We start from the raw sequence: 16,781 nt of genomic DNA, 5'->3' as shown, positions 1-16,781 counted from the left end.
GCCACCGGGGAGGCCGCTCAGTTCGTCGCCAGGAACAGCAGCACGAAGATGAACACGAAGGCGAGCCCGATCAGGCCCACCACCAGGAGCACCCGGTCGCGTTCCGTCCAGCCGCGTCCGTGGAGCACGACCGGCGCCTCCGGCTCCGGCCTCGGCTCCGGCCTCGGCTCGGGCCTCGGCTCCGGGACCGGGCGCGTGGGACGCGGGGGCTCCGCCACGGGGGGCGGGGCGGCGGTCGGCGGCGTGTAACCGGGCGCGGTGGGGACGGGTTTGAGGGAGGACCAGCTCCCGGTCGCGGGCGCGCGTGCGGGCGGCGGCTGCCGAGGCACCTCGGCGGCGGGCTCGTCCCGGGTGGCGCGCCACAGGGCGATCCACACCTCCTCCGTGAACCCGGAGCCGTCCTCGACGATCCCCGTCAGGGCCCTCCGCGCCCGGGGGTTGTCGCGGGAGGAGCGCCACGCCGCGCCGACGACGTTCCTCAGCCGGTCGACCACCTCGTGCTCGTGGCTGAACGGGCGCACCCACCGCTGGTAGACGCCGACCACCGCGGTCGTGTCCTCCTCCTCCGTGCCGCCCAGCCGGGCCCCGAGGAGGAGGCCGCGTTCCAGAAGCACCAGGCAGAGCCCGCGCCGCAGCGCTTCGGGCCAGTGCGCCTCGGCCTCGTCGACCCTGGTGAGCAGCGTCCGCAGCTCCGGGGCGGCCGGGTCGATGTGGCGGAGCTCAGCCAGCAGCGCCTCGGCCTCGTCGCGCGGGTCGCGCGGGTCGCGCGGGTCGCGCGGGTCGCGCGGGTCGTGCGGGTCGTGCGGTCGGGGAGCGGATGGTTCGAACGCGGGTGGCTCGGGCATGGGCGGTTCGAACGCGGACGGCTCGGGCATGGGCGGTTCGAACGCGGGCGGCTCCTGCGCGGGCGGCCGGCGGGTGGGGCGCCTCGCGTTCGTGGAGGAGAGGTGGTCGAGCGCGTGTTCCGTCGCCCGCAGCAGCCACCCGGGCCGGTTCGGCGCCTCGCGGTCGGCGTGCAGCCGCAGGTGGTCCCGGAGCCGCGCGGGATCGGCGCCCTCCAGCAGGCGTTCCACCAACTCCCCCGCGACCGCCTCGGCTTCGTCCTTCCGCGCCCGCCCGGGGTCGACCCGCACGTGCCGCTCGCCCGTCGGCGGGTGGTGCGGCCACTCCGGGAGGAAGACGAAGCGCAGCGGCTTGCCGTCGTCCGTGTCGTGGGTGGCGAACGACCAGCCGCCCTGCTGCCTGACCAGCACCGGCCCGAACATGTCGGTCAGCCCCACCAGCACCGCGCGCGGCGCCCGCCCGAGCGAGCGGTCGAGGACCGAGAAACGGCGGTCCGGGTCGCGCAGCACCTCGGCGGTGAGCGCGCCGAGCGTCCTCGCCACCTCGGGCTCGCCCCACTGCGCGCGCAGCGCGGCGAGCTTCTCCGGCTCGGCCGCCGCCAGCGACTCCGTCGGGACGGGCGGAAGCGCGCCCCGCACGGAGGCCACGTCCAGGGGCGCGGGCTCCCAGTCCCACGTGTGCAGCGCCAGGCAGCGGCGCGTCGGCAACTGCCGCGTCGTGCCGACCAGCACGTGGCAGACCGTTCCCGATCTGCCACCCGCGTCCCGGCCCGGGGTGCGGTGGCCGAGGAGCACCCGCTCCCCCTTCTCGATCCGCACCAGCCCCCGGACCGCGTTCTCGCCCGCGACCTCCAGCGTCGGTCCCGCCGAGCGCGCGATCGACTCCGCCCACTCCCGTCCCCCGGACGCGGCGACGACGCCGAAGCCCGTGCCGCCGGACGGGTGCTCGGCGTCCCAGCGCAGCACGAACTGCCGCACCGTGTCCGCCGGTTCGTCACGTCCCTGGCGTCCGTCCGTGGTCCACGTGGTCACAGCCCCACCTCCCAGGGGTCGGTCTCCTCCACCATCCCGGCCATCGCGAGGAGCGACAGCAGCGGCGCCAGGGTCCTGCGCGGCGTCACACCGTGCGGGAAGGTGCCGCCGCGCTCCCCGCGGCCGGTCGCGGAGACGAAGTGCAACGTGCAGCGCGCGCTGTCGGTGAACGGACGCAGCCAGGCGCGGCTGCCGTGGTGTCGCAGGAACGCGTACACGTCCTCGCTCTCCCCGCGCAGCGCCTCGGGCAGCCGGTCGGTCGGCGGCGGGGACATCAGCCAGGACGCCACGGCCGGTTCGAAGCGGACCAGGTCGCTCTTGTTGAGGACGACGGCCGACGGCGTCATCATCAGGCCCGCCGTGCGCGGCACCCGGGACAGCACGGCGGCGAACGCCTCGTCGCCCAGGTCGCGTTCCCTGATGCCGACGCGCTCGCGGTGCCGCTCCAGCTCCGGCAGCCGCAGCGCGCGCAGCGGGTCGACGACGAAGAGGAAGGCGCCGGCGCCGGCGAGGAAACGCATCGCCTCGTCGTGGCTCTCCAGGTCCTCCCCCGCGAGGTCGAAGAACATCACCGGGCGGGTCCGGCCGCGCGACGTCAGCAGCAGCCCGTCGGCGAACCGCGCGAACCGCGTGGAGGCCGTCCTCGGCAACACCCTGCCGTCGCGCAGCGGTTGCAGCCGCTCCCGCACGAAGCGCTGGTGCCACTCCGGGTTCAGCGGCTCCGCGGTGATCCCGTACGGTTCCAGGCCGTTCTCCTCGATCTCGCCGATCATCGAGGTCAGCAGGTGCGTCTTCCCGGTGAGCGAGCCGCCGACGGTGACGACGGTCAGCGGTCTGCCGTTGGTCAGATAGGGGACGGGCAGATGGTGCTCGTCGAGTCCGCTGAGGTTGGGACAGAGCTGGAACGCCCGCCGCAGCATGTCGGCGCGGCGCAGCTCCACCGGCTCGGAGGCCGGGTCGAACGCGACGTACTCCCCCTGCTCCTCGGGGAGGAACAGCGCGCCCGGGTCGTAGGCGACGGGCCCGAGGCAGTACGGGCAGACGACCTCGAACGGCTCGTCGCCCGGGGCCTCCTCGCCGCGCGGCGCGGGGCCGGGACCGAGTCCGAGGCGCTCGCGCTTCTCACCCACCCGCCGGGCGTACTCGCCGCGCGCCGGGCCGGGAGGTGGGGCGGGCCCGGGGTCGGGCTCGTTCCACAGCTCAAGCAGCTCGGCGACGGGCCGCCGGTCCGCCGCCCGCGGCGCGAAGGCGCGGCCGTCGCGGAGCGCCGACAGCTGCGGGTAGGCGCCGAGGTCGGGCGGCGGCTCGGCGTGCGGGCCAGGCTGCCCGGCGAGCGCCGCGTAGAGCAGCCGGGCCGCGCTCCACAGGTCGTCGCGCGGGTCGCAGTGGCCCGTGCCGGCGAGCTGTTCCGGGGAGGCCCAGGGCGCCTGGCCGAACGGCTCCCTGGGGTGGCCGACGGGGACGGCGCCGTACGGTTCGCCGATGACGATGCCGTCGTCGTGCCACCAGACCGTGTCGGGCGCCAGCGTCCGGCACACCTGCCCGGCCTGTTCCCACAGCCGGACCGCGCGCACCAGTTGGCGCGCGGCCTCGTCGAACCGCCGGCCGCTGAGCCGGGCCTCGGTGAGCCGGGGCGCGCCCCGGGGCGGCGGCTCGTAGAGGACGAACGGCTCCTCGGCGTCGAGGTCGTGGCCGACCACGCGGAGGAAGAGGCCGGCGTGCGGGCCGCGCCCGTGGGCGCGTTCGACGGCCACGGCCGCGTTGACCTCCCGTTCCAGCGCCTCGCGCGCCCGCCGGTCGCCACGGGACCTGGCCGGCAGCCGGTACTGGCGCACCACCCAGCCGCGCCCCAGCCGCACCATCCGGCCCAGGGTCGGGCCGCGGTCCGGCAGCGGGCGGTCGGGCCCGAACCGCGCCTGGAACCGCACGGGTTCGCCCCCCGGCGTCTCGTACGTCAGCTCGTGCGCTTCGGGTCGGGTTCCCTGGCTCACCGGCCGGCTTCCTCCCCGTCCGCGTACGGGGTGCCGACGAAGCCGCGGCGGAGCGGCAGCAGCCGCGCCACCCCGGTGAACCGGCCGCCGCCCGTCCACACCATGTCCTCGCCCGCCGTGTCCCAGCCGTCCGAAGGACCGCCGCTCCCGCCGCCGCGCACCGACTCCGGCGCGAAGCAGACGCGGCGCGCGGCGGACGGGTCGCGGGAGAGCGCGTTGCGCTGGGCCCGCCCGCACAGCGGCTGGCCCGGCGTCTCGGCGCGCCGGGCGACCAGCGCCCGCGCCGGCTCCCCGCCGAGACCGAACAGCGCGGCCGGGCCGGGACGGCGCTCCAGCCGCTCGGCCTCGGGGGCGAACGCGGGCGGCGAGGCGGGGTCCTCGTCCAGCCGCCGGGCCTCGTCGTCCAGCAGCCCGGTCATCCGCGCGGTGACGGTCGCGGTGGCCGGGTTCTCCGGCGCGGCCTCGATCGTTCCCCAGAGGCCGCCCAGCACATGGAGGGCGCCGGCCGTCAGGTCGCCGGCGACGGTCTCCACCAGCCGTTCACCGCCGTCGCCCGCCTCCCGCCGCAGCCACGGCGGAGGGTCCGCCTCGATCCCGGACTCCGGCGGCGCGCCACCGTTCGGCCGCCCGTCGCCGGGGGGACCCTGCGCGGCGCGCGGCTCCCACTCCTCCCAGCCGCTCCAGTCGCCGCTCGCCCACTCCTCGTCCCCGTCCCCCTCGGGCCCCGTCCCGAAGTCGCCGCCCGTGCCCCAGTCGTCGGGCTCCGCCCAGTCCGCCGTGGGCGGCGGGCGGTCCGCGCGGCCGGGCGTCGCGTGCCGTTCCGCCGCGTCCGCCATCACGTGCAGCGTGCCGGCCACCGTGGCGGCGACGGCGGCGCAGTGCTCCCGCGCGTCGCGGAGGAACCAGTCCCGCGCCGCCGCCGTCACCAGCACCTCGCCGATCCCCGTGCGCCACCCCCGCGACTCCTCGGCGCCGGTCGCCTCCCACCAGCCGTCCACGCCGGCGACCCACCAGCGCTGCCCGAGGAACAGCACCCCGAGCACCGAGAGCGCCAGCGCCAGTCCCGCCAACCAGACGGGCGGGCCCAGGAGTTGGCCGGCCAGCGCGCCGAGCAGTCCGCCGGCGACCCCACCGGCGAGACGCCCCTCGGTGCCCACCACCCCGCCGTCCAGCCGCCCGTCGAGATCCCGGTTGGGGCGGCCGCGGGCGAGGAACGCCGTCACCCCGACGCACGCCAGGCCGACGGCCGGGCCCAACGCCCAGCCCGCGACCGGCCACAGCCCGGCGAGCAGCGCCACGCCGCCGCTCTCCAGCGCGTTCACGCGGGGCGAGGGAGAGCCGAGCGGGAACGGGTGCGGGGCGCGCAGCCGCGCCCGCCCCGCCGCGGGACACACCTCGTCGAGCCGGGGGACGCGCGCCGCGCTGCTGACCGGGTGCGCGCGCTGGGCGAGCGCGGCCAGCCGGGCGGCCGTCGAGCGCAGCGAGACGCCGCGGCGCAGCCGCGACTCCGTGTAGGAGCGCAGCGCGGGGCCGACCGGTTCGCGCGAACCCTCCGTCGTCTCCGGCAGGTTGACGCCGAGCCGGAAGAGCCGGCCGCGCTGGTCGGACCTGTCGTCCCTGAGGTCGCCCTCCCGCAGCGTCTCGACGGCCGTCTCCCGGTAGGCGTCCAGCGCGTCCGCCAACTCCTCCAGCCGCAAGGGGAGTTCGACGCGCCTTCCGGCCCCGGTCAGCGGCGCGAGCGGATGCCGGGCCACGTCGAACGCGTCCCGCGCCGCGTCCAGCGCCGCCGTGCACGCGTCCTGCCGGTCGCGCGGCCGGCCGCGCAGCCACTCGTGGCCGGCGAGACCGCGCGGCATCCCCTCCTCGACCAGTGGCACGAGGGCGGCGGGCACGTCGTCGAGACCGGCGCCCACGAACGCCGCGACCGGCGGCTCCTGCCCGACCAGCCGCTCGATCGACTCCCGCCAGACCCGGCCCCTGGCCGCGGGCGTGAGGCACTGCTCGAGCACGTCGAGCGCCGGCACCGCCACCCCCTCCGTGACCTGGGAGAGCGCGAGCAACACGGCGTCGAAGACGGCCGGTTCCGCGAGCAGGTCGACCAGCGGGCGGAGCGCCTCCTCCACCTCCGGCCGGCCGTCGCCGCAGGTCGGGTCGGGCACCCACACGACGCCGGCGCCCGGCGGGCGCAGCGGCAGCGGGCGGCGCAGCACCGACCGGCCGGCGGCGATGTCCTCCGGGTCGGCGGGGGCGCCGACCGCCACGCAGAGGGTGGGCACCGCGTCGTGCGCGAGCAGCCGTTCGTAGAGGAGTTGGTGGCCGGGGAGCCCGGCGAAGGTGTCGAGCACCAGGAAGCGGTCCGCCTCGCGCCGCCGCGCCTCCCCGACGGCGGCGGCCGCCCGTGCGGGGTCCTCCCGCAGGTCGAGTCGGTGGATGGGAACGGTCACCAGCCCTCCTCCGTCGTCTCGCCGCGGCCGTCCACGGCCCCCCAGTCGTCGAACTGGTCGGAGGGGGACTCGGACGGGGAGGACGGCGGCACGGTCGTGGAACGCCCGCCGCCGTCATGCCCGTTGGCGCCGCCGTGCGGCGCGGGGTCCGCGTCCCGCTCCCAGCCCTCGTCCTCGTCCGGCTGCCGCCCGGTCGGCCGCGGGGGGACGCGGCCGCCGAACCCGTTGGCGGCCGGCGTCGCCTCCCGCGCCTCGCGCCTCGCGCCGCCTCCGTCTCCGTCTCCGGCGCCGCCTCCGTGGTCGCCGTCGCCGTACCAGCCGCCCGTGCCGTCGTCCCGCCGGCGCCCGCCGCCCGGCCGTTCGCCGCCCGGCCCTTCGTCGTGCGGCCGCTCCCCGTACGGCCGCTCCCCGTAAGGCCGTTCAGCAGCCGTCCGCTCCTCCCCGCGCCCGCGCGTCTCCTCGCGCGCCCGCTCCTCCCGCTCCCGCTCCTCGCGCCGGGCGGCGAGACGGGCCCGGCGGTCGTCGTCCTGGGGGTGCCGCTCCCTGCGTTCCGCGGTGCGCAGCAGCTCCCGCAGCGTGCTGTGGGCCGAGCCCTGGTGCGTGCCGGGGAACGGCAGGTCGAGGGCGCCCTCGAAGGTCTTCTCCCAGAAGTCCCGCATCGGGGCGAGCCAGGAGTCCACGCGCCCGCCGCGCTCCAACGCCAGCTCCGCCACCAGGTCCCGCTGGTCGGGGGCCACCTCGTGCACCAGCCGGCGGAAGAGCCGGGACGGCGGCACCGGGGAGGTGGTCAGCCCGTCGGGCTGGGCGCGCATCAGCCGGTCGCAGACGACGTCGACGATCTGGCCCTCGTCCAGCAGCGCGAACCGTTCGTACGCCCGCAGCAGCCCCGTCCAACTGGAGAGGTCGTCCTCCAACTCGCCCAGCCTGAGCGTCATCGCCGCGTCGCCGCCGTCCCTGAGCCGGAAGCGGACGGCGGTCGGCGAGGCCGGGTCGCCGCGGAGCAGCACGCGGTCGTTCCACACCATGCACAGCAGCCGGTGCAGGATGCGCTGACGGTCCTCCTCCGTGCTGGCCAGCCAGTCGTCCCGGTAGCCGAGCCGCTGCCGCCAGTCCAGCGCGTCGTCGCGCCGGGCCTGGTCCTTGGCGTCGGCCCACAGCCGCAGCACGTGGCCCACCTCCGAGATGTCGGTGAGGCTCATGCCGCTGCGCAGCAGCACCACCGTGATCGAGTCGGTGGAGACCGGCCGGAACTCGATGGTCGCCGCGGAGTCGCGCGGCAGGTTCAGCGCCGTCCTCAGATACTGCTTGATCCGCGAGGTGGCCTCGGTCTGCGGGTGCACGATGAGGATCTTCAACGGGCCCCTGCCGTCCGGCACGAAGCCGACCGGCAGCAGCCTGGCCAGCTGCGAACGCAGCTCCACCAGCCAGCTCTCCGCGACGGTCGAACCGGCCTCCGCGTCGCCGGCCGCCGCCCGCAGCAGCTCCTCCAGGGAGGGCAGCAGCGGCCGGCCGTCCGCCACGTCCTGCGTGGTGAACAGCTGCTTCACCTGTCGCTCGACGATCTGCTTGATCTCCGCGACCGCCGGGCCGGGCGACTGACGCGCCAGACCGAACGCGCCCCGCCAGACGTCCCGGTCGACCATCCGCTCCAGCAGCCTGGCCGCGTCCTGGCCCTCGGCCAGCCCGTGCTGCCGCATCAGCCGCTCGAACGCCGCGTCGTAGAAGGAGCGGAGGTTGTTCTGCGGCGGCAGCAGGTAGGAGACGCCCTTGCGGTCATCGCGGAAGAGGTGCTTGCGCCGCTCGGCGAACGCCCGGCTCTCGCCCTCCTCGTGGGACCGCAGCGCCCGCACCAGCTCGCTGACCTCCCGCACGCTCCGGGTCAACGCCGGGCGCCAGCGGTTCTCGTAGTCCTTCCACGCCGCGTGCCACAGCTGGTTCGCCCGGTACTGGTACCAGGCGTTCTGCGCGGCGACACAGCCCTGCACCTCGGCGTCGCCCCAGCGGGCCGGCGCCAGGCCGGCGAGCGGGCGGCGGACGGGCGGGATCGGCGGCGGGGTGAGCTGCACGTGCTCCGGCCGCTCCGGCGGGTTGCGCCGGTTGTCGAGCATCCCCACCAGGCCGGCCCTCGCCACCCGGTCGGAGTGCTCGGCCTGCCCGACCAGCACCTGCTCCAGCTGGAACGGGCCCCACTCGCCGAGCTTCTCCCGGAACGCCGCCGCCGGCCGGAACTCCTCGACCATCCGCTGCACGTCGCGGTCCAGGTTGAGCCGCAGCCGGCGCAGCCCGTCCTCCATGTCGTCCTGCCGGTCGCGCAGCGCCTGCGCGATGTTCCGGCTGCCCCGGGGCAGCGGGTCCGGGTCGGCGATCGGCAGCGGCTCGCGGTCCCACAGGGCGCCGATCCCGGCGGCGCGGAAGAGCTCGGTGACCCGGGTCCTCGCCTCCGACGTGGTGCGCATCGCCCCCTCGGCCATGCCCTTGACCCCGGCGGCGAGCAGCCGCCCGGCGACGATCTCGGCGAGGTCGTCGACCGGCATGGTCAACGAGGCCGCCAGGCTGGTCGACATGCCCCGGTAGCCGACGCCGGAACGGGACGGGGTGGAGCGCTCGACGGCCCTGTTGACGAACTGGGCGGCGAACGTCTGGTAGTCGCCCTCCGCGCGGCCCGAGGCGGTGTCGTCGCCCAGCTCCGTGCCGATCAGCGACATCACGGTGGCGGTGACGGAACGGCGCAGGTCCTCCGGCTGGAGGCCGACCGGCCTGCTGAAGAGGATGGCGGTCTGCATGGTGGAGGGGCGCAGGGTGATGCGCCCGCCGCGCGGATAGGTCACCCCGGGCGGGTCGCCGGCCGCCGCGATGTCGCCGACCTCCCCGGACGCCTCGGGCGCGTTCTGGCTGTCGACCAGCCGCGCGATGTCGACCAGCGCGCGGCCGGCGTTCAGCTCCGCCTCCCGGCCGCCGCCCGCCTCCGGCGGGAACGCGGAGGGCATCACCACCAGCGGGTAGATCTTCACGCCCTCCAGCGCCTCGTGGAACGCGTGGTGGAACTCGCGGCCCACCAGGTGCAGCAGGTCGTAGAAGATGCCCGCGCCGGTGCCGCCGGAGACGGAGAACGCCACGAACACGTCGCAGCCCCTGATGTGGCCGCCGCCCAGCTCCCGCAGGTCGCCCCCGGACCCGGCGATGGCGCCGATCGCCTCGCGCAGCGGCGCCACCACCGGTTCGAGCCCGTCGCGCAGGGTGGCGAGCAGCGCCGCCCGCCCCACGGACGGCAGTTGGCCGGCGCCGGCGCTCAGCGGCGCGACCCGGGGCTCGCCGACGGTCGGCGGCAGCCAGTCCAACATGTCCTCGGGGCAGCCCACCCGCAGCGCGCGCGTGACCTCCGTCGAGCTGCTCAGCCCGGCCGGCAGCAGGTCGTGGATGGCGCGCGCCGTCTTCCGGTAGGCCGCCGCCTCCGGTCCCTTGGCGCTCAGGTGCGGCAGTTGGTACAGCTCGGCCTCGCTGAAGTCGGCGTAGACGAACTGGGTGCACTGCGGCAGTTCGAACGGCTGGCGCTGGCCGCCGTTGGTCAGCGCCATGCCGTCGGGGCCGCACAGCTCGCGGCGCAGTGTGCGCTCCAGCTCGGCGCCGATCCGGTTGCCGGTGCCCCCCAGGCCGACGAAGAGCATGGGTTGGTAGATCTTCATCTGTCGTCCCTCGGGTCAGAAGTCCGTGCGGTGGTCGGTCCCCGGCCCCGGCGCCCCGGGGCCGGCGGCCGGTCGTGGCCGTTTCGCGGGGCGGGGGGCGAGGAACGAGCGCCTCCCGGGCGCCGTGGTCCTCGGGTCGGGGGAGCGCACGACGACCTCGGTGTCGTCGTCGACCGGGAGGCCGACCCCCGCCGGGACGGCGCGCTCCTGCCCCCTGGGCGGCTTGAGGCGCAGCGCGCCGTCGGCCCCGCGCCGCAGCTCGTAGACCGACGCGCCGGCCGAGCGCGCCACGACCAGGGTCGGCCGGCCGCCGGTGCCGCGTTCCACCCGGAAGTGGAAGACCCGTGGCCTATCCCTGATCAGCTGCTCGTCGATCCGGTGGCCGGACTGGAGCAACGCGACGCGGTGACCGCCGAGTTGCTTGCGCCGCCGGGTCGCGGCCCGCCAGCCGGCGACCCACGCGCCGAGCGCGGCCGCCACCAGCGCGCCGGCGATCACCGCCCACCGATACCGGTCCCACCAGGTGGGCGGCGCGGTGACCGTGACCTCAAGAAACGCCTCGTGGACGACGCGGTCCCCGTCGCTGGCGTCGACGACCGCCAGCACCCCGCCGGTGCTGCCCAGCGGCGCGTCCTCCCCGAACGTCACGGTGAACGGGACGGACTCCTCGCTCCCCGGCCCGACCCGCACCTCGGCCGGCGCGACGCGCACCCCGCCCTCGCCGGTGTCCCTCGACTCCAGCCGCAGGTCGTGGGGTTGACCGTCGGTGTTCCCCACCCGCAGCGTGCCCGCGACGGTGCCGCCGGGGTGCGCCTCGTCCTCGTCGAACGTCACCAGCGCGTCGACCGCCGGCGGCCCCTGGGTGGCGCGGGTGTAGAACGGGCGCTCGTCGGCGACCACGCCGGGGGCCGCCATCTCGCTGGTGAAGACCAGCTGGCCCGTCGCCTCCTCCGGCACGGTGAACTCGCCGCTGAAGACCAGGTCCCCCGCGTCGCGGTCACCCTCCGCGCCCTCGTCGCCGAGCGGCACCGGCACCGGCGCGAAGCCGTCGCCGGTCAGCAGCGCCGACGCCCGGATGCCGGCGACCAGCTCCGGGTCGTCGATGGTGACGTTCTCCCTGGTCTGGAGCCGCGCCTCGACCAGCACCCGCTCGCCGGGGCTGGGCGAGGGCGGCTGGACCGTCACCGAGGAGAGCAGCCGCCCCTGCCATATCGCGCTGACCGCGGCCTCCCGCGGCGGGCCCTCGCCCCCCGGGGCCAGGTGCACCCGCCAGGTGCCGGGCTTCGGGTCGCTGACGCGCAGCGCCTCGACCGCCGTGTTCCGGCCGCTGACCTCGAACGTCGAACCGTCGAACTCGCCCTGCTCCGGCACCTCCCGGCCGTCCGGGTCGTAGTAGGTGACGTCGACGCCCGGCACGCCCTTGGCGACGGTGATCGAACCGTCGGTCGCGATCGGCGGGATCGTCACCTCCAGGTCCACCGGCGGCACCCCGCTCTCGCCGATCTCGACGGCGGCGCAGCGCGCGGCGGCGAAGGTGCGCTGCAACGCCTCCAGCAGATCGCCCGAGGCGCCCACGACCGTCATCTCCGGCACGGCGTCCGGGAGTTCGGCGCAGCCCTCGACATAGCCGCCCGCCGCCATCTCGGCCAGCGCCTCCTCGTCGATGTCCTCGCCGAAGCCCAACGGCCAGATCTGGACGCGGTTCTCCCTGGCGCGGGCGAGGGTCTCGCCGAGGGCGTCCCGCGCGTTCCGCTGGCGGGCCTCCGGGCTGCCGCCGTAGTTGAGGCTGTCGCGCACGTCGAGCCGTCCGTCGGTGAGCAGGAAGACGACCCTGGGCGTCTCCTCGTCGCCCTGGACGAGCCGGTCGACGGCCTGCGCGAGCGCCGCGGGATGGTCGGTGCCGGGGCCGATCACCTCGCGGTTCGGGTCGGCGAGCGCGCGCACGCACTCGCTGATCCGCTGCCGGCCCGCCGCGTCCAACTCGGTGCCCTGGCACGCCTCGACCGCCGCGACCTGGCCCTCCTCCTCCGCGCTGCCGAAGCCGATCACGGTGGCGCGGGAGCGCTCGGACAGCTCGGCCTGCGCGATGGTGGTGGCGGCGTCGACCTCGCGCCGCAGATCCTCCTCGGAGAGGCTGTCGGACTGGTCGACGACGATGGTGAAGTCGATCGGGGCGACCCCCGGGTCGGCGCCCTCGCCGTCGTCCTGCGCGGCGACCGGCGGGGCGAGTGAGGCGCCGAGCGCCAGCAGCAGCCCCGCGGCGAGCGGCGCCGCCGCCCGGCGCCCGCGCCGGGCCGTGCGCCGGGCGCTCACGGCGCGTCCCAGTCGTCGAAGGTGTCACTCGCGCGCCCGCCGTCGCGGTCGCCGCGGCCGGCGAAACGGGAGATCCGGTCGGGCGCCCGACCGGGGCCGTCGCCCGGCTCGCCGTCCCACGGCTCCCACTCGTCCTCCCGCACGCCCCCCGCGCGCGGGCCCGAGGCGTCCGCCCGGCCGCCCTCCGCCCCCCGGTCCCCGCCCCCGGCGGCGTCCCCGTCCCCGTCCTCCCAGAACGGCCTGCGCCGGCCGGACCCGCCTTCGCCGCGCCCGAGTTCACGCCGGCCGCCGCGCGCCGTCAGCACCCGGTCCATGGTGTTGCCGACCACGTCGTCCGACCTGTCCCGCAGGTACTGGATGACCTCGTACATGTGCTCGCCGATGTCGTGCCGCTCCAGATGACCGCTGTCGAGCATCCGGCTGAACAGCTCGATCGACACCTGGTGGTCCTCCCGCCGCTCCTGCCGGATGAGGTTGCGGATCTCCAGCTCGCGCCCCGGTTCGCTGGCCATGAACCAGGCGATCTGCGCGATGTCGCCCCGCTGGAGCATCTGCTCGAACTCCCGCGCCCGGGACGCGATCCGCCGGGACTCCCACTCCTCCCTGCGGTGCGAGACCCGCATCTCCTGCTCCAGCTCGGAGTGCTGACGCCGCTGGTCGACCGCCCGGTAGCTCAGGTCGACGAAGATGTGCACCTTCGCGCGCAGCCCCAGCTCGTCGCCGAACGCGATCCGCCCGGACAGCAACTCGTCCCGCACCGCGCGGTCCACCCGCTCCGCCTGGGTCAGCTCGAACCGGCGCGAGATCCCCCGCAGATGCTCCTGCAACTCGTCGGCGAGCAGGTCGGCGACGTTCCACACCTGCCGCTCGACCACCAGGTGCGGGTCCCGCACCTCCCAGTGCACGGCGGCCTCGGCCTCGAAGAACTCCGAGTCACCGGCGGCCGGAAGCGTCAGGTCGAACCGGCTCACATGGCGTCCCGTCGCGACCTCGAAGACCGTGTACGGCCCTCGCAGCAGCGGCTTGGCGTGGTCCTCGTGCCGGTCGGGCCACCACACCGAGTGGCCGCCGTTGCGGTAGCGCAGCACCGCGATCACCTGCCCGCTGGTCTGGCGGTAGGGGACCCGGCACTCCCGCAGCAGCGGGCCGGCGGGCGTGACGCGTTCTCCCCGTTCATCCCCGTCCCCGTCCCCGTCCTCGCGACCCGGCCCGCCGAACGCGCCGGGTTCCCTGTCACTCACCGGTCGGTACTCCCTCCTCGCGCCGCACGCCACAGGCGACGCGCGACCTCCGTCTCCAACGGGCGGTCCAGATCGCGTACCTGACGGTCCAGCAGGTGCCGCAGCCGGTCCCGGTCGCGGTCGTCGGCCACCAGCAGCGGCAGGAAGCCGGCGAGCGACGCCAACTGCTCCTCGTCCGCCGCCGCCCGCCGCACCCAGCTGCCCAGCGCGTCCAGCGCCGGCGTGGAGGACCGCGCGGTGGTGAGCGCGTACCGCGTCAGGTCGGCGAGCCGCCCCGCCAACTCCGGGCGCGCCGCGACCAGCGCACCCACCAGCGGCCAGTCGGAACGCCCCTCCCACTCCTCGTTGTCCCGCAGCCCCCACAGAAAGGTGGTCGGGGTGCGGATCGCGCGCAGCACCGTCAGCAGCACCAGGTCCGCGTAGGGGCGGCGGCCGTCGCGCAGCCAGCGGCCCAGCCGCTCGACGACCGCCTCGGGACCGGGCCCCGCCAGCAGCCTGGCCACGCTCAGCGAGACGGCGCCCAGCAGCGCGCCCTCCTCGTCGCGGCGGACCGCCTTGCCCAACTCGTCGAGCGAGGCCGCCACCGAGCCGGCCGCCAACCCGTAGCCGTGGGCGACGACCGCCGCCTTCCGCAGCCCGGGGTCGGGGCCCTTCGCCCACTGCTTCAACAGGCTCGTCACCGCCGGCCGCACGCCCGGCGCGTGGGCCGCGCGCGAGAGCACGGTGGCGACGGCCAGCCGGGGGCCCTCCTGGTCGCCGAGCGCCATCGGCCGCACGATGTCGCCGAAGCCGTGGATCCAGTCCCAGGAGCACAGCACCCCGGCGGCCACCGCGGCCCGCACCCACACGGCGGGGCGCGGGTCGTCGCACAGCTCCCGCAGCCAGCGGCCGATCGGGCCGCGCGCGGAGTGGTGCCCCTCCCACACCTCGCGCAGCACGGCGGTGGCCAGCCCGTTCCCCCGGAACGTGACGACCCGCGCCGGCACCTGCGCGAGGCCCAGGTCCACGACCCCGTCGCCGAGCTGGGCGCGGGCCAGCGCCGGCCGCAGCTCGGCGTGGGTGCCGAAGAGCCGGCGCCCCGGCGGCTCCTCGGGGGCCAGCGTGATCCCGAACTCCCAGGCCAGCCGGTCGGCGGCCTCGGTGGCGAGCCCGTAGGGAGAACCGTTGAAGACCGCCACCGCGATCCGGAACGCCGCGGTGCGCAGCGCGGGCAGCGCCTCCGGCAGCCGGCCGGGGCGGTCCGCGCCGGCGAACCACACCCGGGCCTGCCGCGTCACGAACCCGGCGCAGGCCGCGCGCAGTTCCTCGTCCGTCGTCTCGCCGAGCTCGCGGCGGGCCAGATGGTCGGCGAGCAGGGCGGCCTCGGCCGGCAGCAGCTCGTCGAGGCCGAGCGCGCCCCGCACCGCCGCGCCGCGGGACCGCGCCAGCGCCGCGTCCAGCGCCCCCTCGGGCGCGTCGCGCAGCCGCCGCCGCAGATGGCGCCGCAGCACCTCGCGCGCCGGCGGCGGGACGAAGCCCACCGCGTGCCGGCCGCGCAGCAGCCGGTCGGCCAGCTCGCCGCTGCCCACCACCAGCACGCCGAACGCGCCGGCCTTCGCCAACTGGGCGCCAAGCCGGTCCAGATGCATCTCCGCCAACGGCCCCGCCGTCCCCGGCCCGCCCTCGGCGCCCGGGGGCGCGTCGGTCACCTGGGCGTCGGCGGCGTCCTCGTCGGGCAGCCGCAGCAGATAGCCGGCGCCGGCGCGGAACCGCTCCTCCCGCAGCGCGCGCGGATCGGTCGCCGGGTCCAGCCGGTTGACGCCCTCGGCCGCCACCTCGGCGAGCAGCGCCAGCGCGGTGGTGCCGCGCCCGGTGCCCGGCTCGCCGCAGACCACCAACAGGCTCTGGGCGCGCAGCAGTCGCTTCATCCGCGCGTAGCCGGGGGCCTGGAGGTAGACGGCGCGCAACCGCCCCAACTCCTCCTCGGGGACCGGCCCGTCGGCCAGCGCGGGGCCGGCGGCCCAGGCGGGATCGAGTTGGTTGACGAAGAAGTAGTTGCCCTCGAAGTACTGGTTGTCCCGGCCGACGGCGAGGGTGCGCGAGGGGGCGAGGTTCGCCCGCGCCGCGCGCGCCGTGGCCGCGCCGCCGCCGTCCTCCCCGTCGCCGAGGTCGCCGACGGCGGAGCGGAACGGGTCGGGCCCGGGGGACGGTTCGTCGCCGCGCTCCTCCCGGTTGTCCCTCCCGTCCCGACCGCCCTTACCCTCCCTGCCCTCCCGCTGGTCGCGGTCCCGGTCCCGGTCGCGGTCGCGGTCGCGGTCGCGGTCCCGGTCGTCGGCGGAGCCGGCCCCCTCCGCCGGCTCCGCCGAACGCCCCGCCTCGGGCGGGGAGCCCTCGTCCTCGTCCCGTTCAGTCATGCGGCCGTCCCCCCTCGTCGGAACCGTCGGAACCGTCGGGGCGGTCGGGGCGGTCCGCCCCCGCGGACTTCCGGATGCCGGTGAACGGGCCGTGGAACACGTTGTCCTGGATCACCTGGTTGTCGCCGCGCACGTGGAACACCGGGCGCGGGCTTCTCTCGGCGTGCCCCGGCGCGCTTTCCCCCTCGGGCGCCGGCCGGCGCCCCGGCGCATCGTCCCGGGCGCGCTTCGGGCCAGGTCCCGGGGCGGACTCCGGGGCGGACTCCGGCAGCGGCGTCGGGCGTCCCGGCAGCAGAAACCACGCGTACTCGTCGGTCTCCTTGTTGCCGACGCGGCGGCGCGCGTAGTGCTCCGGCTCGATGTAGCGGCCGCCCTCGCGCACCACCGTGCGGTAGAGCGTGTCGGAGACCACCAGCAGCAGGTCGGCCCGCGCCTCTTCGACCGCCCGCCTGGCCGCCTCGCTGTCGCAGAGCCGGCAGGTCAGGTCGACGGCCCGCCCCACCAGGCCCCGCGCGTCGAACACCACCGGGCCGGCGTGCATCGCGACCCGCAGGCGCAGCGGCACCCCGCCGGCCCGGTTGTGCGCGCGCAGGCCCTGGTGGAGAGCGTCCATCCAGACGCCGACCATGTCGGTCGCCGGAAACGACGGCTCGACGGTGGCGAGGACGCCGTCCCCCCGGTCCTCGTGGCGTAACTCCCCGGGGAGGAGCCCGACCAGGTCGCACGCCTCGTGGAACGCCCGGTACATCGCCTCGCGCAGCGCGATCTTCGCGTCCATTCCGAGCCGGCCGGAACCGCGGGCGTCCACGGAGATCACCAGCCGGCTGAGCGCCCTTTCCGGC

At 76.6% G+C, this 16,781-nt stretch carries 8 protein-coding genes; all 8 read right to left on the bottom strand.

Annotation, left to right across the window (positions count from 1 at the left end; all coding sequences use genetic code 11):
* Nucleotides 1-17: 17 nt before the first annotated feature.
* Genes CRP51_RS15175 through CRP51_RS15140 form a run of 8 tightly spaced genes read right to left on the bottom strand, consistent with a single transcriptional unit; the run spans nucleotide 18 to nucleotide 16,747 of the window.
* A complete protein-coding gene (locus CRP51_RS15175; protein ID WP_097231714.1) occupies nucleotides 18-1,874 on the bottom strand; it encodes a hypothetical protein in 1,857 nt (618 codons plus the stop codon).
* The gene (locus tag CRP51_RS15170; RefSeq protein WP_097231713.1) at nucleotides 1,871-3,865 is read right to left on the bottom strand and encodes a hypothetical protein; all 1,995 of its coding nucleotides are present in this window, start codon (nucleotides 3,863-3,865) and stop codon (nucleotides 1,871-1,873) included. Before CRP51_RS15170 ends, CRP51_RS15175 begins: the two co-directional genes overlap by 4 nt.
* The gene (locus CRP51_RS15165; protein WP_097231712.1) at nucleotides 3,862-6,309 is read right to left on the bottom strand and encodes a hypothetical protein; all 2,448 of its coding nucleotides are present in this window, start codon (nucleotides 6,307-6,309) and stop codon (nucleotides 3,862-3,864) included. Before CRP51_RS15165 ends, CRP51_RS15170 begins: the two co-directional genes overlap by 4 nt.
* Nucleotides 6,306-9,992, bottom strand: a complete 3,687-nt coding sequence (locus CRP51_RS15160) for a tubulin-like doman-containing protein (RefSeq protein WP_212615910.1) — start codon at nucleotides 9,990-9,992, stop codon at nucleotides 6,306-6,308. Before CRP51_RS15160 ends, CRP51_RS15165 begins: the two co-directional genes overlap by 4 nt.
* A gap of 15 nt (nucleotides 9,993-10,007) precedes the next feature.
* Nucleotides 10,008-12,305, bottom strand: coding sequence for a vWA domain-containing protein (locus CRP51_RS15155; RefSeq protein WP_097231711.1), 2,298 nt, complete (start codon nucleotides 12,303-12,305; stop codon nucleotides 10,008-10,010).
* Nucleotides 12,302-13,546 carry a hypothetical protein gene (locus tag CRP51_RS29160; RefSeq protein WP_097231710.1) on the bottom strand — a complete coding sequence of 415 codons (1,245 nt, stop codon included), beginning with the start codon at nucleotides 13,544-13,546 and terminating at the stop codon, nucleotides 12,302-12,304. The genes CRP51_RS15155 and CRP51_RS29160 overlap by 4 nt, the downstream gene beginning before the upstream one ends.
* Nucleotides 13,543-15,939 (bottom strand): hypothetical protein, encoded by a 2,397-nt coding sequence (locus CRP51_RS15145; RefSeq protein ID WP_097231709.1) that lies wholly within the window; start codon nucleotides 15,937-15,939, stop codon nucleotides 13,543-13,545. The genes CRP51_RS29160 and CRP51_RS15145 overlap by 4 nt, the downstream gene beginning before the upstream one ends.
* Nucleotides 15,932-16,747 carry a nucleotidyl cyclase domain-containing protein gene (locus CRP51_RS15140; RefSeq protein ID WP_212615909.1) on the bottom strand — a complete coding sequence of 272 codons (816 nt, stop codon included), beginning with the start codon at nucleotides 16,745-16,747 and terminating at the stop codon, nucleotides 15,932-15,934. The genes CRP51_RS15145 and CRP51_RS15140 overlap by 8 nt, the downstream gene beginning before the upstream one ends.
* Nucleotides 16,748-16,781 lie beyond the last annotated feature (34 nt).

The organism is Streptomyces zhaozhouensis, assembly GCF_900230195.1.
GTDB classification, from domain to species: Bacteria; Actinomycetota; Actinomycetes; order Streptomycetales; family Streptomycetaceae; genus Streptomyces; species Streptomyces zhaozhouensis.
This window is presented reverse-complemented; position numbering and strand designations above follow the sequence as displayed.